This is a genomic window from uncultured Bacteroides sp. (assembly GCF_910585845.1).
GTDB lineage: Bacteria > Bacteroidota > Bacteroidia > Bacteroidales > Bacteroidaceae > Bacteroides.
The window spans coordinates 72,351-96,262 of the sequence record NZ_CAJUHF010000002.1 but is presented as its reverse complement, the minus strand read 5'-3'; the positions used below and the strand labels follow the sequence as shown (position 1 = coordinate 96,262).

At 46.3% G+C, this 23,912-nt stretch carries 18 protein-coding genes and 1 tRNA gene; 4 read left to right on the top strand and 15 right to left on the bottom strand.

Annotated features, from left to right (window positions below; translation table 11 throughout):
* Positions 1-124: 124 nt before the first annotated feature.
* Positions 125-1,681 (bottom strand): PQQ-binding-like beta-propeller repeat protein, encoded by a 1,557-nt coding sequence (locus QZ323_RS01210; protein WP_294632123.1) that lies wholly within the window; start codon positions 1,679-1,681, stop codon positions 125-127.
* A 223-nt stretch (positions 1,682-1,904) separates the two neighbouring features.
* On the opposite strand from QZ323_RS01210, the gene gpmI reads away from it, so the two are divergent.
* The 3 genes from gpmI (at position 1,905) to QZ323_RS01195 (ending at position 4,759) form a co-directional block, all read left to right on the top strand.
* Positions 1,905-3,419: a 2,3-bisphosphoglycerate-independent phosphoglycerate mutase gene (gpmI, locus tag QZ323_RS01205; protein ID WP_294632121.1), complete on the top strand. Its 1,515-nt coding sequence runs from the start codon at positions 1,905-1,907 to the stop codon at positions 3,417-3,419.
* Positions 3,420-3,565: 146 nt separating this feature from the next.
* Positions 3,566-4,168 (top strand): hypothetical protein, encoded by a 603-nt coding sequence (locus QZ323_RS01200; protein ID WP_294632120.1) that lies wholly within the window; start codon positions 3,566-3,568, stop codon positions 4,166-4,168.
* A gap of 9 nt (positions 4,169-4,177) precedes the next feature.
* The gene (locus QZ323_RS01195; RefSeq protein WP_294632119.1) at positions 4,178-4,759 is read left to right on the top strand and encodes a DUF3109 family protein; all 582 of its coding nucleotides are present in this window, start codon (positions 4,178-4,180) and stop codon (positions 4,757-4,759) included.
* Between the two features lie 343 nt (positions 4,760-5,102).
* On the opposite strand, the gene gyrB is transcribed toward QZ323_RS01195, so the two are convergent.
* The 3 genes from gyrB to QZ323_RS01180 all read right to left on the bottom strand — a co-directional run bounded on the left by gyrB (position 5,103) and on the right by QZ323_RS01180 (position 7,636).
* Positions 5,103-7,064, bottom strand: a complete 1,962-nt coding sequence (gyrB, locus tag QZ323_RS01190; protein ID WP_294632117.1) for a DNA topoisomerase (ATP-hydrolyzing) subunit B — start codon at positions 7,062-7,064, stop codon at positions 5,103-5,105.
* 205 nt (positions 7,065-7,269) lie between these two features.
* Entirely contained in the window at positions 7,270-7,524 is a 255-nt protein-coding gene (rpsT, locus tag QZ323_RS01185; RefSeq protein WP_294632116.1) for a 30S ribosomal protein S20, read from the bottom strand.
* A gap of 40 nt (positions 7,525-7,564) precedes the next feature.
* A tRNA-Glu gene (locus QZ323_RS01180) sits at positions 7,565-7,636 on the bottom strand.
* A 519-nt stretch (positions 7,637-8,155) separates the two neighbouring features.
* On the opposite strand from QZ323_RS01180, the gene recO reads away from it, so the two are divergent.
* Positions 8,156-8,890 (top strand): DNA repair protein RecO, encoded by a 735-nt coding sequence (gene recO / locus QZ323_RS01175; RefSeq protein WP_294632115.1) that lies wholly within the window; start codon positions 8,156-8,158, stop codon positions 8,888-8,890.
* A gap of 144 nt (positions 8,891-9,034) precedes the next feature.
* Here the strand turns inward: recO and QZ323_RS01170 are convergent, their stop codons facing one another.
* The 11 genes from QZ323_RS01170 to QZ323_RS01120 all read right to left on the bottom strand — a co-directional run bounded on the left by QZ323_RS01170 (position 9,035) and on the right by QZ323_RS01120 (position 23,890).
* On the bottom strand, positions 9,035-9,484 hold the full coding sequence (locus QZ323_RS01170; protein WP_294632114.1) for a GatB/YqeY domain-containing protein: 450 nt from the start codon (positions 9,482-9,484) through the stop codon (positions 9,035-9,037).
* Positions 9,485-9,594: 110 nt separating this feature from the next.
* The gene (gene ftsZ, locus QZ323_RS01165) at positions 9,595-10,908 is read right to left on the bottom strand and encodes a cell division protein FtsZ (RefSeq protein WP_294632113.1); all 1,314 of its coding nucleotides are present in this window, start codon (positions 10,906-10,908) and stop codon (positions 9,595-9,597) included.
* Between the two features lie 122 nt (positions 10,909-11,030).
* A complete protein-coding gene (gene ftsA / locus QZ323_RS01160) occupies positions 11,031-12,458 on the bottom strand; it encodes a cell division protein FtsA (RefSeq protein ID WP_294632112.1) in 1,428 nt (475 codons plus the stop codon).
* Between the two features lie 84 nt (positions 12,459-12,542).
* Entirely contained in the window at positions 12,543-13,283 is a 741-nt protein-coding gene (locus tag QZ323_RS01155) for a cell division protein FtsQ/DivIB (protein WP_294632110.1), read from the bottom strand.
* A gap of 98 nt (positions 13,284-13,381) precedes the next feature.
* A complete protein-coding gene (gene murC, locus QZ323_RS01150) occupies positions 13,382-14,761 on the bottom strand; it encodes a UDP-N-acetylmuramate--L-alanine ligase (RefSeq protein ID WP_294632193.1) in 1,380 nt (459 codons plus the stop codon).
* Between the two features lie 94 nt (positions 14,762-14,855).
* Complete coding sequence (gene murG / locus QZ323_RS01145) at positions 14,856-16,019, bottom strand: undecaprenyldiphospho-muramoylpentapeptide beta-N-acetylglucosaminyltransferase (protein WP_294632109.1); 1,164 nt, start codon at positions 16,017-16,019, stop codon at positions 14,856-14,858.
* A 24-nt stretch (positions 16,020-16,043) separates the two neighbouring features.
* Positions 16,044-17,342 (bottom strand): FtsW/RodA/SpoVE family cell cycle protein, encoded by a 1,299-nt coding sequence (locus QZ323_RS01140; protein ID WP_294632107.1) that lies wholly within the window; start codon positions 17,340-17,342, stop codon positions 16,044-16,046.
* 25 nt (positions 17,343-17,367) lie between these two features.
* Positions 17,368-18,702: a UDP-N-acetylmuramoyl-L-alanine--D-glutamate ligase gene (gene murD / locus QZ323_RS01135; RefSeq protein WP_294632105.1), complete on the bottom strand. Its 1,335-nt coding sequence runs from the start codon at positions 18,700-18,702 to the stop codon at positions 17,368-17,370.
* A 132-nt stretch (positions 18,703-18,834) separates the two neighbouring features.
* Complete coding sequence (gene mraY / locus QZ323_RS01130) at positions 18,835-20,103, bottom strand: phospho-N-acetylmuramoyl-pentapeptide-transferase (RefSeq protein WP_294632103.1); 1,269 nt, start codon at positions 20,101-20,103, stop codon at positions 18,835-18,837.
* Between the two features lie 154 nt (positions 20,104-20,257).
* The gene (locus QZ323_RS01125; protein ID WP_294632101.1) at positions 20,258-21,709 is read right to left on the bottom strand and encodes a UDP-N-acetylmuramoyl-L-alanyl-D-glutamate--2,6-diaminopimelate ligase; all 1,452 of its coding nucleotides are present in this window, start codon (positions 21,707-21,709) and stop codon (positions 20,258-20,260) included.
* 54 nt (positions 21,710-21,763) lie between these two features.
* Positions 21,764-23,890 (bottom strand): penicillin-binding protein, encoded by a 2,127-nt coding sequence (locus QZ323_RS01120; RefSeq protein ID WP_294632100.1) that lies wholly within the window; start codon positions 23,888-23,890, stop codon positions 21,764-21,766.
* Between the last annotated feature and the right edge of the window lie 22 nt (positions 23,891-23,912).

Sequence of the window (23,912 nt, the reverse complement as noted above, 5' to 3'; positions counted from 1 at the left end):
CAAAGGTAAGTATTCTTTCCAAAGAACCTTAAGAAGTCACCTTAACTTAACGTAGATTAATCCTTTACATGCCCGTCTCCTTTTTTGTAATCTTGCAGGCGGATGCTGGGGAAGTTCCGGGTGGTTATTCTATTGCTTCGTCCAAGTCAATGAAGAGGAACCGGCTGTTTCCATCCAGCAACAGGAGCTTGTTGCCGACCACTTGTCCTTTTTTGAAGTCTGCTTTCAGGTGGGCGACGGGCATTCCTATCTCGTGGATGAACCAATAGTCCTTGCCGTTGCCGATGCACAAGTAGTCTTTCAGGCGGATACGGGGGACGTAAACGCGGCTGCGTTCGTAGGTGTTGCTGATGTGCAGGTCTTTATCCACTTCGTAGATGATGCCCTGTTCGTTGTAGACCAGGCAATGCTCGCCGTCGAAGGCAAGCGATTGGAAAACGGTCTTATCGTCGTTGGCAACGTACAAGGTATTGGGCAGTATCTCTTCCAGTTTGCCGTGTCGCTTGGTGTCCCACGGCACGATGTTCACGACCGAGTCCGCCAGTTCCTGATAGGCCATTCCGTCGTCAAACAGCATATACAGGGCATTGCTTGTATGCAGGGCATTCTCAATAATGTCTTTCTTGACGCTCAGTTGATTGAAAAAGAGTTCTTCGCCGTTCTGCGGGTCGTAGCAGGCGATGAACGGGCGTCCGTATTTTTTGCGGCTTCTGCCCTCGCGCAGGCCGTAGCCGTAATTCAGCATGAACAGTTTGCCGTCTTGCATGAAGAGCATGGAACGCGACGCCTTTACGTTCGGGAATTCTTTTTGCCAGACTACGTTGAGTGCGGTGTCTACGCAGGAAATCTGTTCGCGGTCCGCCCAGTAGTAGACCGAATCTTGAGGGAGGATGTTGGAGGTCAGTCCCGTGATGGTGTTGTTGCCGGCGGGGACGTAATAACCGTAGTACATTCCACCGGAGATTGCTGCACCGAGAGCGGCTTGTGCCACCATGGCGAGTCCTTGCAACAATGCTGCTTTAGTGTCGTGCGCTCCCGGTTTGCCCGGGTAGGTGAGGAGCTCTCCAGTCATGAAGTCCAGCCGGTGCAATTCGTCGGCAACGATCAGTCGCTTGTTCTCTTTGAGGTCGAGCACCTGGTTCCAGCCATATTGGTGGGGCATCTTGTTTTTCCAGAGTACGTTGCCGGACTTCAGGCTGATGGCGCGGAGCTTGTTGGCGGTGGGGGAGTTATAGCCTAAGACCAGTCCCAACGAGTCGTCCACATGCACCGGGAATAGTTTGGTTTCCCATCTCTTAGTTCCGTCTTCTTTGTTGAGCAGGGATATCTTGTTGTTTATGTCGACCACCAGTACACCATCCGAGAGGCAGGTGATTTGTGCTCTGGCAAAGTTGAAAGGTTGCTTCCATAACAGCCGGTTGCTTTGTGTGTCGTAGAATCCGAGTTCTCCTTTGCTCTTCGGGGTTCTTCCGTTTTGTGAGAGTTCTCTGAAGCAGATGCAGAGATAATCTCCTTGTTCGCTCATGGCGAAAGTCTCTATTCGTTGCGGGAAGGTGTAGCATTGGGCTTTCAGATCGGTTCCGTCTGTCTTCTTTCCTACGACGAGGGTTTCGGACTGTGCGTAGGTTACTGCAGTTGTGAGCAGGAGGCATATTAGTGCAAAAAGTCGATGTGTGTTCATACGCTTTGCTTTTAATTGTTGACTGTTGATGGTTGAAGGTTAGGACTCCCTTTGGGCACAAAAGTATATAAATCACCTGAAAATGTACGCATAAACCGTGCTTTTTCGTAACTTTGCAGCCCGAAAGTTTGTTTTTTATCAACAGATTGCGTCTGTGGCTGTTGCTAAAGAAGGAAACAAGGACAGATATAGATAATTGTACAATTAAATTTCGATTAATATTATGGCAAAGAAAGCTCTTTTAATGATTCTCGATGGTTGGGGTTGTGGCGACCATCAGAAGGACGATGTGATTTTCAATACTCCCACTCCGTACTGGGACTATCTGTTGGCGACATATCCGCATTCACAGCTCCAGGCGAGCGGCGAGAACGTGGGATTGCCCGACGGACAGATGGGTAACTCGGAGGTAGGACACCTCAATATCGGCGCCGGCCGTATCGTATATCAGGATTTGGTGAAGATCAACCGTGCCTGCGCAGACAATAGCATCCTGAAGAACCCCGAAGTGATCTCCGCTTTCTCTTACGCCAAAGAGAACAGCAAGAATGTCCACTTCATGGGATTGACTTCCAACGGTGGTGTGCACAGTTCTTTGGACCATCTCTTCAAGTTGTGTGATATTTCTAAGGAATATGGCTTGGACAATACGTTCATTCACTGCTTTATGGACGGTCGTGACACCGACCCGAAGAGCGGTAAGGGCTTTATTGAAGAACTGACAGCACACTGTGCACAGTCTGCCGGTAAGGTAGCTTCTATCGTGGGACGTTTCTACGCAATGGATAGAGACAAACGTTGGGAGCGTGTAAAAGTAGCATACGATCTGTTGGTGAACGGTGAAGGCAAGGTAGCCACGGATATGGTTCAGGCGATGCAAGAATCGTATGACGAAGGTGTGACGGACGAATTTATCAAGCCGATTGTCAATGGTAATGTAGACGGTACCATCAAGGAAGGCGACGTGGTGATCTTCTTCAACTATCGTAACGACCGTGCCAAAGAGTTGACCATTGTACTGACGCAGCAGGATATGCCCGAACAAGGCATGCATACCATTCCGGGATTGCAGTATTACTGCATGACCCCGTATGATGCTTCGTTCAAGGGTGTTCATATCCTTTTCGACAAGGAGAATGTGCGGAATACGTTGGGCGAGTATCTGTCTACTCAGGGCAAGACGCAGCTGCACATTGCAGAGACAGAAAAGTATGCTCATGTTACTTTCTTCTTCAACGGTGGCCGCGAGACTCCCTACGATGGAGAAGAACGTATTCTGGTTCCCTCTCCGAAGGTGGCGACTTACGACCTGAAGCCGGAAATGAGCGCTTACGAGGTGAAAGATAAACTGGTAGAAGCTATTAATACCCAGAAGTTCGACTTCATCGTCGTGAACTATGCAAACGGTGACATGGTAGGTCATACCGGCATCTATAGTGCTATCGAGAAAGCCGTGAAAGCCATCGACGAATGCGTAAAGGATACTGTGGAAGCTGCCAAGGCCAACGATTACGAAGTCATCATCATTGCCGACCACGGCAACGCTGACCATGCGTTGAACGAAGACGGCACTCCGAACACGGCCCACTCCCTGAATCCTGTTCCTTTTGTTTACGTAACGGAAAACAAGGATGCCAAGGTGGAGAACGGTGTTCTGGCAGATGTGGCTCCTTCTATCCTGCATATTCTCGGCATGGAGCAGCCGGCTGAGATTACGGGTAAGGATTTGATAAAGTAAGATATATACGAAAACCGGAATAGAGTGTGTTGAAACTGAAGATGGATACTGTTGACGTTTTGATGCACTCTATTCTTTTAGGGTAATTCATGCATTATTGCTATCTTATACTTTTTTGTTGCTTGACCCTTGTCTGTTCTTCCTGTGTGAAGGAAATAGAGGAGGATACGGACGAACAGCCGCCGCTGGAAGAGCCGACGCAACTTATGAATCTGCTGACTAACGGTAATTGTGAGAGATGGAGTGGTGGAATATTCGGGAGTAAGGAGTATCTCGATGGTTGGTCTATGCGCACACAGCAAGAATGTGTATTTGCTGAACGCGAGATTGTTTATGAAGGTACTGCTTCTGCTAAACTATGCTCACCGAGGACAGGAATTACGGCGTTAATTAGCCAGCCTGTATCTGTTGTGCCCGGGCATCGCATCAGGATTGTTCATCATTATCTGATGGATGGGGAATCTGGCAATGGAGCGAGGATGTATTGCTATTTCCGTAAGAGTGCTTCTTCCAATATATCCAACGATGTTTTGAGAACCTTTTATGATGAGGATACGCTGGACATTATAAGAGGGGGAGGATATGGGATTCCCCGTTTTTCTGATACAGGAGGGGAATGGAAATTATTTGACTATACAATAAGAGTTCCGGCTATTGCAAATACTTTCGTTTTTGAGATTCATAGCTATGCAGGTACCACTTTCTATGTGGACGATTGCTATGTGATCGATTTGTCTATTCAACCATAAAATGTTTATATGATACAGATAGGAGATGTTGTAGTAAGTTTTGACGTACTGCGTGAGAAATTTCTTTGCGACTTGGGTGCCTGCAAAGGTGCATGTTGCATTGAGGGGGATGCCGGTGCTCCCGTGGAGTTGGAGGAGGTAGAAAAGCTGGAAGAAGTGCTTCCGGTGATTTGGGATGAACTTTCGCCAGAGGCACACGCCGTGTTGGAAAAGCAAGGTGTTGTCTATACAGATTGCGAAGGCGACTTGGTCACTTCCATTGTCAACAATAAGGATTGTGTCTTTACTTGCTATGACGAAAAAGGCTGTTGCTATTGTGCCATCGAGAAGGCTTATCGGGAGGGTAAGACTGACTTCTATAAACCGGTTTCCTGCCATCTCTATCCGATAAGGGTAGGGAATTACGGTGCATATAAGGCAGTGAACTATAATCGGTGGGACGTCTGCAAGGCAGCTGTGCTGCTGGGACGGAAAGAAAATCTTCCGGTATATAAATTTCTGAAAGAACCGCTAATACGCAAGTTTGGCGAGGATTGGTATGCTGAGCTGGAACTGGTGGCAGAGGAGATGAAGAAACAAGATATGTTATAGGAGAATGTCTGATCGGTCTCATGAATTGAAGGAAATCGTCTCGTGAGCCGGGAAAAATCGTCCCATGAGATAAAAAAATCCGTCTCGCGAGGTGAAAATATTCGTTCCACGAGATGAAAAAAACGGTCTCGTGGGACGATTTTTTTTATCTTACGGGACGGTTCTCTTCGTTCCACAGGGCGAAAAGAAAAGTGCCGGATAACAGGATTATCCTGTCCGTCCGGCACTTCCTCGTTGTAAGATGTGAGGTTGGTTAATAAAAACGTGTTATTCAGCGAATACGTGCTGGCGCTCAACGGTCAGCCATTGGCTGCCTGCCGGCACCGTTAGTCGCTGATTTCTTTTATGCATCGATGTTGGCATACGTTGCATTCTTTTCGATAAAATCACGGCGTGGACCAACGTCGTCACCCATCAGCATGGAGAAGATGTAGTCTGCTTCAGCGGCATTCTCTATGCTGACTTGTTTCAACATGCGGTTTTCCGGATTCATGGTCGTCTCCCACAATTGTTCCGGGTTCATTTCTCCCAAACCTTTGTAGCGTTGTGAGTGCACTGCATTTTCCGAACCGCCGCCGTAGGTGTCGATGAACTTCTGGCGTTGCTGTTCTGTCCAGCAGTATTCTTCCACTTTACCTTTCTTGCAGAGGTAGAGAGGCGGGGTAGCGATGAACAGGTAACCGCTGCGTATCACTTGCGGGAAATAGCGGAAGAAGAGTGTCATGATCAGCGTGGCGATGTGTGCTCCGTCGACATCGGCATCGGTCATGATGATGACTTTCTTGTAGCGCAGTTTGTCGATGTTGGCTTCCTTGCTGTCTTCTCCGTCCACACCGAAGCGTATTCCGATGGCCTGTATGATGTTGTTTACTTCATCGCTCTCGAATGCTTTGTGCCACATGGCTTTTTCCACGTTCAGGATTTTACCGCGAAGCGGCAGAATGGCCTGGAACCTGCGGTCGCGACCCTGTTTTGCCGAACCGCCTGCCGAGTCTCCTTCGACGAGGAACAATTCGCATTCCTCCGGATCCTTGCTCGAACAGTCGGCAAGTTTGCCCGGCATGCCACCGCCTGACATCGGCGATTTGCGTTGCACGGATTCGCGTGCCTTGCGTGCTGCAACACGTGCCTGCGCAGCCAGTATCACTTTGTCTACCACCAACTTTGCCTCCTTCGGATGTTCCTCCAGATAGTAGCTCAGTGCTTCGCCTACAGCTTGGTCTACGGCTCCCATCACTTCGTTGTTTCCCAACTTCGTCTTGGTCTGTCCTTCAAACTGCGGTTCGGCCACCTTGATCGAAATGACAGCTGTCAGACCTTCGCGGAAGTCATCGCCGGCTATCTCTACCTTGGCTTTTTCCAGCATCTTGTTGTCGTCGGCATATTTCTTCAGCGTGCGGGTCAGCGCGCGGCGGAAGCCGGCCAGGTGCGTACCCCCTTCGATGGTATTGATATTGTTTACGTAGGAGTGTATGTTCTCGCTGTAGGAAGTGTTATACATGATGGCTACTTCCACGGGTGTGCCTTGTTTTTCGGTGTTGATGTAGATCACGTCGTTCATCAGGTGCTCGCGGGAAGAGTCGATGTAGCGTACGAACTCTTTCAGACCTTCTTCCGAATAGAATATTTCTGTTTTGCAGTTTCCTTCTTCATCCTTTACGCGAAGGTCGGACAGTGTAATCTTGATGCCTGCATTCAGATAGGCAAGCTCGCGCATACGTGTGGCAAGTATCTCGTAATTGTAGATGGTATCGGTAAAGATGCTGCCATCGGGCCAGAATTGCTGACGCGTTCCCGTAATGTCGCTTGTGCCGACCTCTTTCACTGCATATTTCGGATGACCGCATTCATATTCTTGCTGGTAGATTTTTCCATTTCGGAAGACCTGTGTGGTCATATGTGTGGACAAGGCATTGACGCAGGATACACCTACACCGTGGAGACCACCGGACACTTTGTAGGAACCTTTGTCGAATTTACCACCGGCATGCAGTACGGTCATGACGACTTCCAGCGCCGATTTCTTCTCCTTTTCGTGGAAGTCGACCGGAATACCGCGTCCGTTATCTTGCACGGTGATGGAGTTGTCTTCATTGATCGTTACTTCGATGTGGTCGCAATAGCCGGCGAGAGCTTCGTCGATAGAGTTGTCTACAACCTCGTAAACCAAATGGTGAAGTCCTTTTGTACTGATATCACCAATATACATTGCGGGACGCTTCCTGACGGCCTCCAGCCCTTCCAGAACCTGAATGTTCTCGGCTGAATAGCTCCCGTTATTGGAGTTAATCTGTTCTTCAGTCATAAATATAATTTTCTTATTCTAATAACAGAGCAAATATAGTGAAAAGTCGTGATATGGGAAACGAAAGTATCTCATAAATTTCGTTCGTTTACAGCTTTTTAGCTTCTACTAAACACAACAGGGATACTAGGGGGAGGTAGAGAAGGGCATAAAAAAACGGTCAAGCCCTAAAGCTTGACCGCTCAATATAATGTGACTTAAATCTTTATCCCAATTTATTGATGTAAAGAGCTAACTTAGATTTCAAGTTGTTAGCCTTGTTTTTATGGATAACATTGGTTTTAGCCAATTTGTCCAACATCTTAGTTACAGCCGGATACATAGCAGTAGCTTCTGCTTTGTCGGTCGTAGAACGAAGCTTCCTAACAGCATTTCTCATGGTCTTGCCATAATATCTGTTGTGAAGTCTTCTAGTTTCTTCTTGTCTGATTCTTTTCAGTGATGATTTATGATTTGCCATCTCGACTAATCTGTTTTTAGTTCGTTTATTCTTTTAGTTGTAGCCCGTGGGGGAATCGAACCCCCCTTTCAAGAATGAAAATCTTGCGTCCTAACCGATAGACGAACGGGCCTTCCTTAGTGAGCATCTCTGCTCTTAAAGAGTGGTTTGTTTCTCTTTTGCGGTTGCAAATGTAGGGACTATTTTTGAATTGACAAAATAATCTTGGAAAAAAATGACGTGGTTTATTGCATTTTTATTTTGGGTGTATTGTATATGTGTTGAAAATCAGTCAGATATGCTTTTGCTTTTTTCCTTCCATTTGTACGCAATTTCATGGCTTTCGGAGTTGGATATTGGGAATTTCTAGTTTTGGCTCTTCAAAAAGGAGGGTTGTTTTGTGGCTTATTGTGTTCTCAGGCGAGAGAACGCGGTTTTTATTATTCCGTTGGTTACTTGGTCTTGTTGGGGATATGGAGCGTACATGGTAAGCCTGTGTATTCAGTGTGGTGAATCTACACATTTTGTATAATGAAGTTATATCCGGTATGTTCGTGATATGGGATACTATTTCTTCTTCTGTTTCTTCTCGCTGTTTCCGTCTTTTTTTGTAGTTTTGTTACTTGATTAGTTTTAAAATCGTAATTGAGTGATGCTACAGAAAACGTTGGGTATCGTGTTGCGTACCCTGAAATATAACGATACTTCCTTTATTGCCGATCTCTATACGGAGGTTGTGGGGCGTGCCTCGTTCATTGTGAGAATACCACGCTCGCGCAAGACAACGGTGAAGTCGGTCTTGTTTCAACCGCTGGCTTTGGTGGAGTTGGAGGCGGACTTCCCTCCGAATGCCAACCTATATAAAATAAAGGAAGCTAAATCTTTTTATCCGTTTTCTACTATACCCTACGATCCGTACAAGTCGGCTATTGCTCTGTTTCTTTCGGAATTTCTATATTATGCCGTGCGTGAGGAGGCGGAGAATCGTCCGTTGTTTGCTTATTTGCAGCATTCCATTATCTGGCTGGATGAGTGTCGCGACAGTTATGCCAATTTCCATTTGGTTTTTCAGATGCGTCTGTCTCGTTTCTTGGGGTTATATCCCAATTTAGACAATTATCATAGTGGCGATTACTTCGATTTGCAGAGTGCCTGTTTCACTCCCTTGCGTCCGCAGTTCCATTCTTCGTACCTGCTACCTGAGGAGGCAGCGCAACTGACGGTGTTGATGCGTATGAATTATGATACGATGCATCTTTTCTCCATGCACCGCACCGAGCGCGTACGTTGCCTTACGATAATGAATGAATTTTATCGTTTTCACTTGCCTGGCTTTCCGGTCTTGAAGTCGCTTGAGGTTCTTAAAGAACTCTTTGATGCAGACTGATGGCTTATTTTGTATCTGCGCAATGTAGATCGCATTCGGCTTCCTCTACTTGAGAAAAAGAAACAAGCCATGCTTTCTTATTAGGTGAGTTTTGATACATACCCAAGAAAGTATGGCTTGTATGAGCTTAATAAAAGACGGATTTTATCCCAGTAGTTCTTTTACTTTGGCAGAAATGGCACGTCCTTCTGCAAGTCCGGCAAGCTTTTTGGAAGCAACTCCCATCACTTTACCCATGTCTTTTCCACTGGTGGCGCCGGTTTCGGCGATGATTTCCTTCAATGCAGCTTCCAGCTCTTCTGCCGACATCTGTTTGGGCAGGTAGGCTTCAATTACTTTCACTTGTGCCAATTCGGCATCTGCCAGATCTTGGCGTCCCTGCTGTACGTAGATTTCTGCTGCATCTTTGCCCTGCTTCGTTAGTTTCTGCATGATTTTTAATGCTGCATCGTCAGTTAGGGTATCATTGGCACCTGGAGCGGTTTTTGCTTCCAGAAATACCTTTTTTATGTTTCTAAGTGTTTCGAGAGCCACTTTGTCTTTGGCTTTCATTGCGTTTTTAATGTCTTCGCTGACTTTTTCAAATAAATCCATAATACTATTATTTATAAGTTGCATGCTGGAAGCTGGGAGTTAAGAATTGCTGTGTGGCATGAAGACGCAACCGCTTTTCGATGCTTAACTCCTGACTCTCAACTTTCGGTTCAAAAAGTAATCACTCCTCCTAAATCTTCTTTTACTTGCGCTTCTTCTGTTGCTATTTCGGCAGCTGCTTTGGTCTTGATATTGCTCAGCGTGGTTTTATCGCGCAGATAGGTGGGCGAGTCTTCTACCATGTTGATGATGTCGGCATTATCCAGATCCTCAGGATTGAAGATGTAGATATGACGGCGTTTGCGGACGTTCTTGCTCCCGATGCCACTGGCACTTTCACCGTATGCCTTGCGGATACGCTCTTTGTTCTTTTCTTTTTCTTCTTCCAGTTGAAGTTGCCGTTCTTCTTCCTCTTGACTACGTTTTTCGAGCACGCTATCCATGCCGGGAACATCTTCTACGCCGAATCCGGTGGCAAGTACGGTAATCTTTACTTTGGTTTCCAGTGTATTGTCCATTGCTACACCCCATATGACCTCTACACCTTCGCGGAACTTACTCATGAATTCATGTATTTCGTTCATCTCTTCCATCATGAGTTCTGAAGTTTCGCAGAAGGATACGTTCAGCATCACCTTCTTGGCGTTAAAAATATCGTTGTTGTTCAGTAACGGCGAATGTAGGGCATCGTCAATGGCTTTTGTCACACGGCTTTCTCCTTCACCGAAACCGGTACTCATGATTGCTACACCACCGTCCTTGAGTATGGTTTTCACATCGGCAAAGTCTAGATTCACCGTTCCGCGTATGGTGATGATTTCAGCAATACTCTTAGCAGCAATGGACAACGTATCATCTGCTTTTCCAAAAGCATTTATAAATGTAAGGTCGGAATAGATTTCCCGTAAGCGCTCGTTGTTGATGACCAGTAGTGCATCTACATGCTGGGCGATACGTTCCACGCCGTCCAGTGCCTGGATGATTTTCTTCTCACCCTCGAAAATGAAAGGTATGGTGACAATGCCGACGGTGAGGATATCCATTTCTTTGGCGATGCGGGCGATGACGGGAGCAGCTCCCGTTCCGGTTCCTCCACCCATTCCGGCAGTGATGAATACCATCTTTGTCCCATCGTCCAACAATGCTTTGATCTCTTCGCTACTCTCTTCGGCAGCTTCGCGGGCACGTTCGGGACGGTTTCCTGCTCCTAACCCCTCAGTGATAGAACGGCCCAGTTGCAGTTTCACGGGAACGGGAGAGGCTTTCAACGCTTGGTTGTCCGTGTTACACAGAACGAATGTCACATCATGTATACCTTCCCGATACATGTGATTGACGGCATTTCCACCACCACCACCTACACCGATTACTTTGATAATCTTTGGGGAATCTGTCGGGAAATCGAATTGTACTATATCGTCCATGATTAATGGAATTTATGTGATTTATAATTTTGTTTATACGTTATAGGATTGATGAATTATGAATTGCCATGCGACATATATCGTACTTTATATATTATAAGTCATAATTTGAAATTCAGAATTCACTTTATATCATCACTCTCCGAGAAAATTTCATTTGAAATTCTAACAAAAGCTTTCTCAAACCAGTTAGGACCTTCTTTTTTCTTTTTCTTCTTCTCTTCTTTTTCTCTACGTTCTTTCTCCTTACGCTCCCGTTCACGGCGTTCCTTTTCTTCCTTCTCTCGTTGGGCTTTCGCTGCACGAGCGGCAACTTCCTGTTCTTTTAGGGCTTCATCGTCTTCAAACATATCGACAGATTTCGAAGGGGTAACGTTGGCGGCAGGAGTAGGTTTCACTTCTTGCAGGCAGCAATTCTCGTTTCCTGCAGCAAGCAATCCGAGCAGTGTATTCTGCATACCGTCTTTCTTCAGTACATCGTTAAAACCATAAATGCTATTGTGGATGAACCTCGCGGTTTTCACCTTGTCAATCTTACAGCGTTTATGGAATACTGTTTCCATATTTTTTAGATTAGCACCTCCGCCTGTGAGGATGATACCTGCCAGTAGCTTGTCTTCATAGCCAGACAGTTGCAACAGGTTCCATACGTTAGCAATGATTTCTTCGGCACGTGCTTCAATGATGTTATTCAATGCATTGATTTCTATGCTGCGACCGTCTTCCAGTAGGCAGACAGCAGGGGTCTCACTTTCTTCTTCTTTGTAGAGCAGGTCGCCATACTTCTGTTTCAGTATTTCGGCTTCGGTCTCTTCCATGTGCAGGGAGGTGATGTCACGGGTGATATTATTTCCACCCAACGGAAGCACGCTGAGGAAACGGAGGATGTTGTTCTTGTAAACTTGTATAGTAGTAGTATCTGCCCCAAAGTCTATCAATGCGCAACCGGAGCGCATCTCGCTTTCGGTCAGTACAGCCTTTGCCAAAGCTGTTGGCGCAATAACCAAATCGGCAATCTCCACTTTGGCTTGTTCAAAGCTGTGTTCCAGATTCTTTTTGAGCGAAGCACGTGCCACAATATTCAGGAAGTTACCAGTGATGCGTTTACCAGCCACGCCCACTGGGTCGGCTTGGTAATTATTATCAATTCTATATTCTTGCGGTGCCACATCCAGCACGCTCATGTCTATCAATGGGATCTCGAGGTTCTCGTCACAGATTGCATCAACCAACTCTTGCGAGATAATCCCTTCTTCTTCGAGTACACGGCTTACCGTGTTCTTTACCGTGCGCAATGACTGTCCGCTGATGCCGACATATACTTTGGCAATGGAGTTATTCAGTTGACTTTCCAGTTTATTGATGATGGAGGTCAGGGCTTGTGCGGTTTTGTCAATGTTGTAGATGACTCCTTTGTGAATAAACGAAGTGGCATCTTCACGCGCATAAGCCAGCACTTGCATGCTTCCGTCACCATTCTTCTTTCCTGCAATGCCGGAAATCTTGGAAGAACTTAATTCAATAGCAGCGATAAATTCTGTTGTTGCCATATTTTTTTATATTATTTAATTGACAAGTAGACAAATCATAGAAACAAATGCTTTGCTAACTTGTTCGCTTGTCTTCTTGTTCACTTATTCTTTTCGTTTTGTACAGATAATCTGGTTGCTAAATTCAACGTTGATGCGAGAATATTTGTTCCAGCCTACCTTATTTAACCCTTTCTCATAGAAAGTCTTTACCCGATCGAGCTTATGCTCAAAATCGTCTAACTTGCCCAAATAGATGATGTGGTTCCCTACGCGCGGTACCAGTTCCACATTTCGGTCGGGAAGCACATGTATCTGCTCGATTTGTGCGTTCCAAAACTTATTGTTCTGCAAAAATACACCAAACTTATATAAATACCTCATGGTAAACGACTTTTCTGCTTTTCCAGTTACAATGGCAAGATGGGCGATACATTTTGCATTGGGAGGCATCACTTCTCCTTTGTTGTCCAGATAGTAGTTTTCTCCGTTGGTACTCATCACTCTTAGGATGGGAACCCGTTGGCTAACCTCTACGCAGATCTTTCCACTGGGAGTCTTATAACATTCCACTTCATCGATAAGGGGATGTTGTGCAAGTTCTTTTTCCAGAGTTTTGCTGCGAATGTGGTCCATGGGTTTGCCTATGGGGAGAATATCTTTCTTCTCCAGTATGCCCGTCACCTCCTTTTTGGTTATAAAACTGGCGTAAGCTGTATCCCGGATAACCAATTCCATGTCATGACACACCTGACCGGCAGGCTTCCGGTTGAAAGCTGTGATGGCTACCACCAGATATGTGCTGATGAGCAGCAGAACGATGAGTAATAGGATTCGCTTTAGCATAATCTTTATATTAATGAAGAATTAAGAATAAAGAATGAGTATTTAGTTACGTTATGTAAGTATGAAAGATACGCAACTAAATTTTTCATGCTTTATCCTTATATTCTCGAATTAAGTTGTTTTGTAATTTCGGGTACATAATTGTCAATGTCACCGGCACCTAACGTGATCAGAACTTCAATCTGTTTTTGGGAGAGCAACTCCAATATATCTTCTTTTCTACACATGCATTTTGCAATACCCGAACGCAGATTGTCATATATCAATTTGCTGCTGACACCGGGGATAGGTTGTTCACGAGCCGGATAGATATCTGTGAGAATTACTTCATCGAGCAGAGACAAACTGTCGGCAAAGTCCTTATAGAAATCACGAGTACGTGTATAAAGATGCGGTTGAAAGATAGCTGTGATCTTTCTGTCCTGATACAGGTCGCGGATAGACTTTACACTTTGGGCTATTTCGGCAGGGTGATGGGCGTAGTCGCTCAGGAATACCACCTTGTCATTCTTGATCTTGAAGTCGAAACGGCGGTCTACACCGCGGAAACTTTCCATGCCACGTTTGATCTCTTCGTCTGTTACACCGTTAAGGTGGGCAAGCGCCATAGCTGCTATGCCATTTTCGATATTGATACTGACGGGTACACCTAAACAGATGTCGTTGATGCGTGTATCGGGAGTTACAAAGTCGATGAGGATTTCGCCATTTCCGATACGGATATTCTCAGCATGGAAGTCACCTTCTGTACGTGAATAGGTGTAAACGCGTACGTCGGGATTTGTTGCCGGTTGCAGACTTATTCCTTTATGGATAATCAAGGCACCGCCTGGTTGAATGAGAGTAGTATAGTGTCGGAAACTTTCTAAATAGGCTTCTTCGGTGCCGTAGATGTCCAGATGATCAGGATCCGTAGCCGTAATTACGCTCATATAAGGTGACAGCCAATGGAATGAACGGTCAAACTCATCTGCTTCGATAACTGTGTAGGGGCTACATGAAGATAACAGTAAGTTGGTTCCATAGTTCTTGGAAATACCTCCGAGAAACGCCGTACATCCTACGTGTGATTGGTGAAGAAAATGGGCTGCCATTGTGCTGGTAGTGGTTTTACCATGTGTTCCAGCAACGCACAAACCCTTGCTGCTATGCGTGATGGTTCCCAGAACTTGTGCACGTTTCTGTATTTCAAAACCGTTGTTGCGGAAATAGACCAGTTCGGCATGCTCTTGTGGCACGGCCGGAGTGTATACCACTAATGTTGTAGTCTGGTCTTTGCAGGCTTCGGGGATAAGGGCTACATTCTCTTCATAATGTATTTGTGCACCTTCTTCCTTCAGGTTTTTGGTCAGTTCGCTCGGTGTACGGTCGTAGCCGGCAACGAGTTTGTTTTTTGATAGGAAATAACGTATCAAGGCGCTCATGCCAATGCCGCCGGCGCCAACAAAATATACGGATTTGATGTTCTCTATATTCAGCATGTTCTTTCTTATTTTAATTATCTGGCAGTATATATGGGCGATAGTTTCTTGTCCATACGCACATTATGCTCTTAGTGCAGGTGCAGGACTGTTATTCATCCGGGCTACATGCTGCCAGTTTCAATACTTCTTTTGCAATTATAGCTGCCGAGTCAGGCAAAGCCAATGTGGATATGTTCTTACTCAGAACCTTTAGTTTTTCATCGTCGGCCACTGTCTCAAGAGCAGTAGAGACTAATTGTTCCATTGCATCTGCGTCTTTCACATAGATAGCCGCTTCTTTATCTACCAGCGCCAAGGCATTCTTTGTTTGATGGTCTTCTGCCACATTAGGAGAAGGTACCAGAATAACAGGTTTGCCTAATAGGCAAAATTCAGATATGGAACCGGCTCCAGCACGTGAAATAACCAGATCAGCAGCCGAATATGCACTGGACATGTCTTTGATGAAATCCGCTACATACAGGTTCGGGATCGCTGAAATACGCGAATTGCGTACGGCTTCTCCGGTTGCCGTAGTAATGGCATCCTTGATTTGTTGGATGTATATCTTTCCCGTTTGCCAGATAAACTGGACGTTGCTATGTGCTTTTATAGCATCCAGTGCGGCAATCATTGTCTGATTGATACTACGTGCACCGAGACTGCCTCCTAATATCAGTATGGTTTTCTTTTGCGGATTGAAACCAAAGGAAGCTACTGCTTCTCCATGCTCCGGTTTGTTAGCCAGCAAATTCTGGCGGACAGGGTTTCCGGTTATAATGATCTTGTCAGCGGGGAAGAATTTCTCCATTCCGTTATATGCCACGCAAATTTTACGTGCCTTTTGGGCTAACAACTTGTTAGTTACTCCTGCATAGGAGTTTTGCTCTTGTATCAGAGTTGGCACCCCCATCATGCCTGCCACCTTCAGGGTAGGACCACTGGCATAACCTCCTACACCTACGGCCACTTGCGGGCGGAATTCTTTTACTATCTTGCGCGCCTTCCACTGGCTTCGCAGTAATTTCACGATAACAGCAACATTTTTCCATAAATGTTTTCGGTCGAACCCGGCAACGGGCAAACCGATGATTTTATATCCTGCATCGGGCACACGTTGCATCTCCATTCGTCCTTCTGCACCTACAAAGAGGATTTCGGCGTCAGGCCGAAGCTCCTTGATAGCATTGGCAATAGATACTGCGGGGAAGATGTGTCCTCCTGTACCTCCGCCGCTGATGATGATGCGCGGCCCGTTATTCTTAGTTTCCATATCCAGTCTTCTATTAGCTTTAATTTATTCAAATTCAGCATCACTGTTCAATACTTCAGCAGTCGGTTCGGCAGCTGTTTGCACATCACTGTTTTCCTCACTGAGGGCTTCTATCTGCATTGGTGTTTGCGCGCCGTTCTTTTGTTGTTCATCTAATCTTGCAGTATAGCGGCTCACACTCAATATCATGCCGATATAAGCGCAGTTGATGAATGTGGAAGTTCCGCCTTTGCTGATAAGTGGAAGCGGTTGTCCCGTGACGGGAGCCAATCCTACGGCTACCATCATATTGAACAGTGCTTGCGTGACAAGCAACAAGGCGATCCCTGTAATCAGGAAAGCCGGAAAAGTACGGTCACACTTTCTAGCAATGCGTCCTACACGTATCAGCAGACAGATGTAGAGAAACACGACAACAATTCCACCCACCAACCCCAATTCTTCAATAATAATGGCATAAATAAAATCAGAAAATGCCTGGCTCAAGAAGTCGCGTTGTACAGAGTTGCCCGGACCTTTGCCGACGACATTGCTTGTGGCTACGGCTATGCGGGCATGCGCTACCTGTGCATTTCCGTCTATGTCATATTTGGCGGCAGGTATTTCTCCTTTGTCCGTGAAGTCGGCTATACGAGATTTTACTGTCGTGAAACGATGGCCCATTGGAATCTTTTCAAGGGTATCGTTTGGCGTGGCCAGCAGAAAGGTGACAAATATCGCAACAAAAGCGAGAAGCCCTCCTCCCAGTATCAATAGTTTGCGGGCAGATACCCGTCCGATGAACATCATCAGATAAACCGTGCCGAACAGCAATATTCCTGTCGAATAATTCTCCGGTAGGATAAGTCCGCAAACGATGCAAGTGATTATCATGATGCGCTTGAAGGCCTTCGGACTGGCACCGTCTTCATCTTGTCCCTTCGAGAGAATGAAAGCGGTGACAATGACAACTGCCATTTTAGCTATCTCCGATGGCTGGAACTGGATTCCCATGAATGTCATCCAGCGGGCGGCACCGTTAACACGGTCACCGGTAACGATACCCATCAGCATGACAAAGGCAAGCAATCCGATAGAGATCGGAAGCAGAAATACCGGAAAGACCTGAAACCATTTATAAGGTATATTGTGCACCAACACCACAATGACTGCACCTACCATCAGTAGGATACTGTGTTGTGTGATTGGTCCCCAGTGGTCTCCGCTTTTATACGTCAGGGTAGACGCGGCACTGAACACTTCTATGATAGAAATGATACAAAGGAAAAGGAAAATGATCCAGATGACCTTGTCGCCTTTAAATATGCTTTTTAATAAATCCAATGCTTCACAAAATTAGTAATTAAAATTATAATGCTCTTACGCACTCTTTGAACTGGTCACCGCGGTCCTCATAACTCTTGAAGAGGTCGAAACTGGCACAACAGGGACTTAACAACACCGTTTCACCTTTCTTTGCCAGGCGATAGGCGGCGTCTACAGCATCCTTCATACCGGTTTGCACCTCGGCAACGGGCAATCCCATGCGGTCGAAGAAGTCGTGCAACTTTTCATTGTGCAATCCCATGTAGACCAGTGCAGAGCACTTTTCGCGTACCAAGTCTTCTATTTCTGTATAGTCGTTACCTTTGTCTTTCCCACCCAAGATGAGCACGGTTTTGGTCTTCATGCTTTGCAAAGCATACCAACATGAGTTCACGTTTGTAGCCTTGGAATCGTTGATAAACTCTACCCCGCGTACGGTTGCTACCTTTTCCAATCGATGTTCTACACCTTTGAAGTCGGACAATGCCTTACGGATATACTCATTCTTTATTCCGGCAAGATTGGCAGAGATACCGGCAGCAAGCGAATTATACAGATTGTGCGTACCTTGCAGGGCAAGCCTTTCTTGTTCCATATTGAAGGCTATCGGTTCATTGATTTCCACTTCTCCGTCTTCTACGTATGCGATGACACCGTCTTCTTTTACGGCAGAGAACGGATAGAGGTGGGCGCGCAGCCCATGTTTTGCCAGTTCGCGCTTGATGATAGGGTCATCGTTCCAGAAAATGAAGGCATCTTCCGATGTCTGGTTTTGCGTGATGCGGAACTTGGCGTCCACATACTTCTGCATGCAATGGTCGTAACGGTCCAAATGGTCGGGTGTGATGTTCATCAATACGGCAATGTTGGCGCGGAAGTTGTACATGTTATCCAGCTGGAAAGAACTAAGTTCAATTACATAATAATCATGTTGTTCCGTTGCCACTTGCAAGGCAAGGCTGTTGCCGATGTTTCCCGCCAAGCCCACATTCAGTCCTGCACTCTTGAAAATATGGTAAATGAGCGAGGTGGTAGTGGTCTTACCGTTAGACCCGGTAATACAAATCATTTTAGCGGCAGTGTAGCGCCCGGCAAACTCTATCTCAGAGATAATGGGCGTGCCTTGTTCTTTCAGTTTCAGTATCATCGGAGCATCGTTGGGGATACCGGGACTTTTCACCACCTCATCAGCGTTCAAAATCAATTCCTCTGTGTGTTGTCCCTCTTCCCAGGCAATGTCATACTTGTTCAGCAATGCCTTGTACTTGTCTTTGATGGCTGACATGTCGGATACGAACGTATCAAACCCTTTCACTTTGGCAAGTACGGCGGCACCTGCACCGCTTTCTCCAGCTCCTAATACAACAATTCTACTCATGTTTTTTTCAATTACTGTCTGCCAGCTACGGGTTACTGTTTGTAACAGGGGCTGACAGTTGCTACAAGTTTGTTTTTTATCGGTTACCGGTAGCGAGCACTTGCAGCTTATAGCTTGCAACCAGTAACACTGTTATCTGATTTTTAATGTTATAATCGTTATTGCTGCTAACACAATAGTCACAATCCAAAAGCGGACTGTAATCTTCGACTCATGGAACAATTGTTCCGGTGTCGTGAACTTCACTGTGCACCCCGGCTCTATCAGGCTCATGGACGTGCGGAAGTGATCGTGAATGGGCGCCCGCTTGAATAGCCGTTGTTTCACTCCTTTCCGTTTTCCTGTCTTATAATAGAACCGTTGCATGATGACTGATAGATTCTCTACCAAGAACACACCGCAAAGGATGGGAATCAGTAACTCTTTGTGTATGATGATGGCAATCACTGCTATGATTCCTCCAATTGTCAGGCTACCCGTATCACCCATGAACACTTGTGCCGGATAAGCATTATACCATAAAAAACCGATCAGGGCACCAATGAAGGCACAGATAAAGATCACCAGTTCTTCCGATCCTGGTATATACATGATGTTCAGATAGCCGGCATATTGGATGTGGCTGGATACGTATGCCAGTATTCCTAAAGCCAGTCCGATGATTGCAGAGTTTCCTGCTGCCATTCCGTCCATGCCGTCGTTCAGGTTTGCTCCGTTGCTGACTGCTGTCACTACAAAGATTGTGATGATCACAAATAATACCCAACCGGCAGCTTGTGCATGTTCGCCCATAAAGCCTACGAGGTCGGCATAGTCCAGGTTGTTGCTCTTGAAAAATGGAATAGTGGTCTGTGTGGACTTGATGTCCTGTCTGGCATGAATCACCTGCATTTCCTGTCCAGGCTTTTGTACCTCGATGTTTTCTCGAATGACTGCCTGCGGACTGAGGTAAAGCGTCAAACCGACAATCAATCCTAAACCTACCTGCCCGATGATCTTGAATTTTCCGTGCAGGCCTTCCTTGTCTTTCTTGAAGATCTTGATGTAATCGTCGGCAAATCCCAGTGATCCCAGCCATATCGTGGTGATAAGCATCAGGATCATGTAGACATTTTCCAGTTTACCTAGCAACAGGCATGGGATGAGGATGGCAACGATGATAATCACACCACCCATGCTCGGCACGCCTACTTTGTTTACCCCGAACGGGTCGATACGGGAATCGCGCTGCGTTTCCGTGATCTGTTTCCGCTTCAGCAGTTTGATGAAACGGTCGCCCCAGATGCTTGAGATGAGTAACGACAAGATGATCGCCATTAGTGCCCGAAATGATGTATATCCGAACATACCCGCACCGGGAATGTCATATTTATCCAACCATTGAAATAAATAATATAGCATTTTAAGTTTCTAATTTTTTAGGTTCTTAAATTCTTAGGTCTTTAAGTTTCTATTCTTTAAAGTTTTGGGGCTTTTTAGCCGTTGAGCCTTTAACCTTGTTACCTCTTAGAATTGTGAGTGATTCGAGAATCCGAGGACTCTGGAACTCATAAACTCAGGACTTAAAGACTTGCATCAGTTCCTCTTTGTCATCGAAGTGGTGTTTCACTCCTTTTATCTCCTGATAGTTTTCATGCCCTTTTCCGGCTACAAGAATTACATCGCCAGGCTGTGCCAGCATACAGGCTGTCTTAATGGCTTCGCGTCGGTCGGCTATGCTGATGGTTTTTCGCATATCGTCCTTGTCCAGTCCGGCAAGCATATCGTTGATGATGTCTTGCGGCTCTTCGAAGCGCGGATTATCGGAAGTAATGATCACGCGGTCGCTTGCTTTAGCGGCTTCTTTCGCCATGATGGGGCGTTTGCCTTTGTCGCGGTTACCGCCTGCACCTACTACGGTGATGACTTTCCCTTTTCCTTCGAGCACGCCATGAATCGCATTCAATACATTGACGAGTGCATCCGGTGTATGTGCATAATCCACGATGGCGGTATACCCCTTTGGCGAGCGGATAGCGTCGAAACGTCCGGCAACCGGGTGCAGGGTGCTGAGCGCAACCAATACATCTTCCTCCTTCTTGCCGAGCAATACGGCGGCACCAAACACGGCTAACAGGTTTGAGGCATTGAAACGTCCGATAAAGTGGACTGCCAGTTCCTGATTATTGAAGTCGAGAAGCATCCCTTCGAAATGCGACTCCAGAATCTTGCCTTTGAAGTCGGAGAGGCTTCGCAAAGAGTAGGTGTACACTTTAGAACGGGTGTTCTGCGTCATGACAAGTCCATTCTTATCATCTAGGTTAGTCAGGCAGAATGCATTCTTGGGCATATCGTCAAAAAACTTCTTTTTAGCTTTCAGGTAGTTCTCCACTGTCTTGTGATAGTCCAAATGGTCACGCGTCAGGTTGGAGAAGATACCTCCTGCAAAACGCAGGCCGCTGATGCGTTTCTGAGCGATAGAGTGTGAACTGACTTCCATAAAGACATATTTGCATCCGGCGTCCGCCATCTGTCCCAGCAGCCGGTTCAAGGTGATGGGGTCTGGAGTGGTATGCTCGGTCGGTATGGGCAGGTCGTCTATGTAGTTGCAGACGGTGGATATCAAGCCTACTTTGTAACCAAAATAACGGAAGGTATGATATAATAAGGTGGCGATGGTAGTTTTCCCGTTTGTTCCGGTCACGCCTACCAACTCTATCTTGGAGGTCGGATCGTTGTAGAAAGCAGTAGCTACCTTGCCTACGGCATCTTCGCTATCCTTCACTTGAATATAAGTAACACCCTCTTTTTGCGTCTCAGGCACGTCTTCACAAAGCACGGCGACAGCTCCTTTCTCTATTGCAGCAGAAATGTAAGTGTGGCCGTCCGTCTGGGTGCCGCGCATGGCCATAAACAAATGTCCGGCTTCTATCTGGCGAGAGTCTATGTTCACTCCCGTTATTTCCGCTTCTGTGCTTCCGATAATTTGTATCGGTTGTATTGTCCTCAGTAATTCTCTTAATACCATACCTTATTATATATATATTATGCTCTTTTTCTAAAACCAACTGCTTATCCTCTGTCAGCGAAGGGTAAGGAACACTGTTTGCCCTTTTACCACACGATTGCCGATCGGTATTGACTGCTGTTTCACTTTTCCTACTCCGTTTAGTCTCACTTTCAGCCCTCTACTTTCCAGTAAGAAGACTGCATCTTTCGCTCCCATTCCGATGACACTGGGAACGACATTCGGGTTGTTTTCTTCCTTGCTCTGCAGTATGACAGAGTTGGGCGAAGCCTGAGTATGTCCCCACGTTTTCTCTCCTTTGTGCGAAGAGAAGTGTTTCTGTACGGGGACGTCCAGGCTGTGCAAAACCTGTAAAGCTTCGTTCATCTCTCCGGCTTTTACGACAGGAATGACATTCGTAGTGCTATCTATGGCGCTCCGGATGTCGAACCGCAGATTTTTTGCATACACTCTTTCGGCAATTTTTCCGAATACGCTACCTGCCATCTGACCTCCCGAAGCGGGAAGACCCGGCTTTTGGATGGAAACGATACAGCTGTACTTCGGGGCATCTGCCGGGAAATAACCACAGAAGCTAACCAGATAGTTGACCTGTCCGCTTTTATATCCGCCTGTACCCTGAGAAATCTGTGCCGTGCCGGTCTTGCCTGCCACGGCAAACTGCTTGCTTCCTGCCGGCTTTGCCAGTCCCTGTGAAACGACTTTCTCCAGAATTTCGCGTATCTGCGCCAGGGTGTGGTCGGAGCATATCTTCGAATTTATCACCTCAGTGGGGTATTCTTCCACCACTTCGCCATCCTTCACTGCCGCTTTCACGAATTTAGGGCGAACCATAACGCCATTGTTGGCAATAGCATTATAGAAGGTTAGGATATTGAGAGGCGGAATCTGTGTCTCATACCCGATACTCATCCAAGGCAGAGTGGTTTTGGCAAAATACTTCTCTTTGGGTCCTTTGATATTCGGTTTCCCTTCTCCGGAAATCTGGAGTTGAAGAGTTTGGTCGATGCCCATACGCTTCAACCCATCTACATACTTTTGCGGATTGTCCTTGTAGTATTTGTCGATGAGGTAGGAGACGCCTATGTTGGAGGATACTTCCAGTATGCGTGTAACGTCGATTTTTCCATATCCTCCTCGGTGCCAGTTGTGATCCCTCATTTGGCTTCCGTACATGTTCATGATGCCGTTGCCTGTATCCACTTCCGTATCCGGAGTGATTTTCCCATCCTCCAATGCCACCATGATGGAGGCGGTCTTGAAAGTAGAGCCTGGTTCCATCATGTCGCTGATAGCGTTGTTGCGCATCTCGTAGTATCTTCCGTCTCCAGCTTTTGTCATGTTGACTATCGCTTTGATTTCACCGGTCTCCACTTCCATCAGTACGGCGACACCTACGTTGGCATTGATCTCTTTCAGCTTGTCTACCAACGCTTTTTCGCAGATGTCTTGCATGCCTACATCGAGAGTGGTTATGATGTCGCAGCCATCCACGGGAGCAATATCCGTGATGTTCAGGTATTTGTTTCTCACTTTCTGCCGATGGGTGATGCCGTTACGTCCTTTCAGCAAGGTGTCGAACGAGAGTTCGATACCATTCTTTGCCCCCTGTGCGGTGTCGGCATAAAGGTCGCCCAGCGTACGGGCAGCGAGTGAGCCGAAAGGCTTTTTGCGCTGGTTGTACGTCTGTTCGTGGAATCCCCCTCTGTACTTGTTCAGGTTGAATACGGGTAACCGTTTTGCTTCCTTATATTGAATATATGAGATTCGTTTCGGATAAATCAGGTAGTTTCGGCTGCCCTTTTTGCGTCCTTTCTGAAGGTGTGCTTTAAATTCGGCGACGCTTTTGTCGGGGAATATTTTGTGCAACCCTTCGCAAATCTCGTTCAGATGGTTCACTAACATGGTATCTTTGGTGTATCCTCCTGCCTTGAAGTCCATGTATATGCGGTATTCGGGCAGGGAGCTTGCCATCAGCTTGCCGTCGGCGGAAAGGATATTCCCGCGGTTGGGTTTGACGGTCACATTCTCCTTGACGAAACGGTCCGCCACATCATGCCAGTATTTCCTTTCGGCAAACATGATGATTGCGGCTTTTATGATAATAGCTATCCCGAGCAGTCCCATGATGAGGACTACGAAGAAATAGCGGATCATGATATTTTTCCTGTTTACTGCCATTCTTTTATTGGGGTTGACTAAA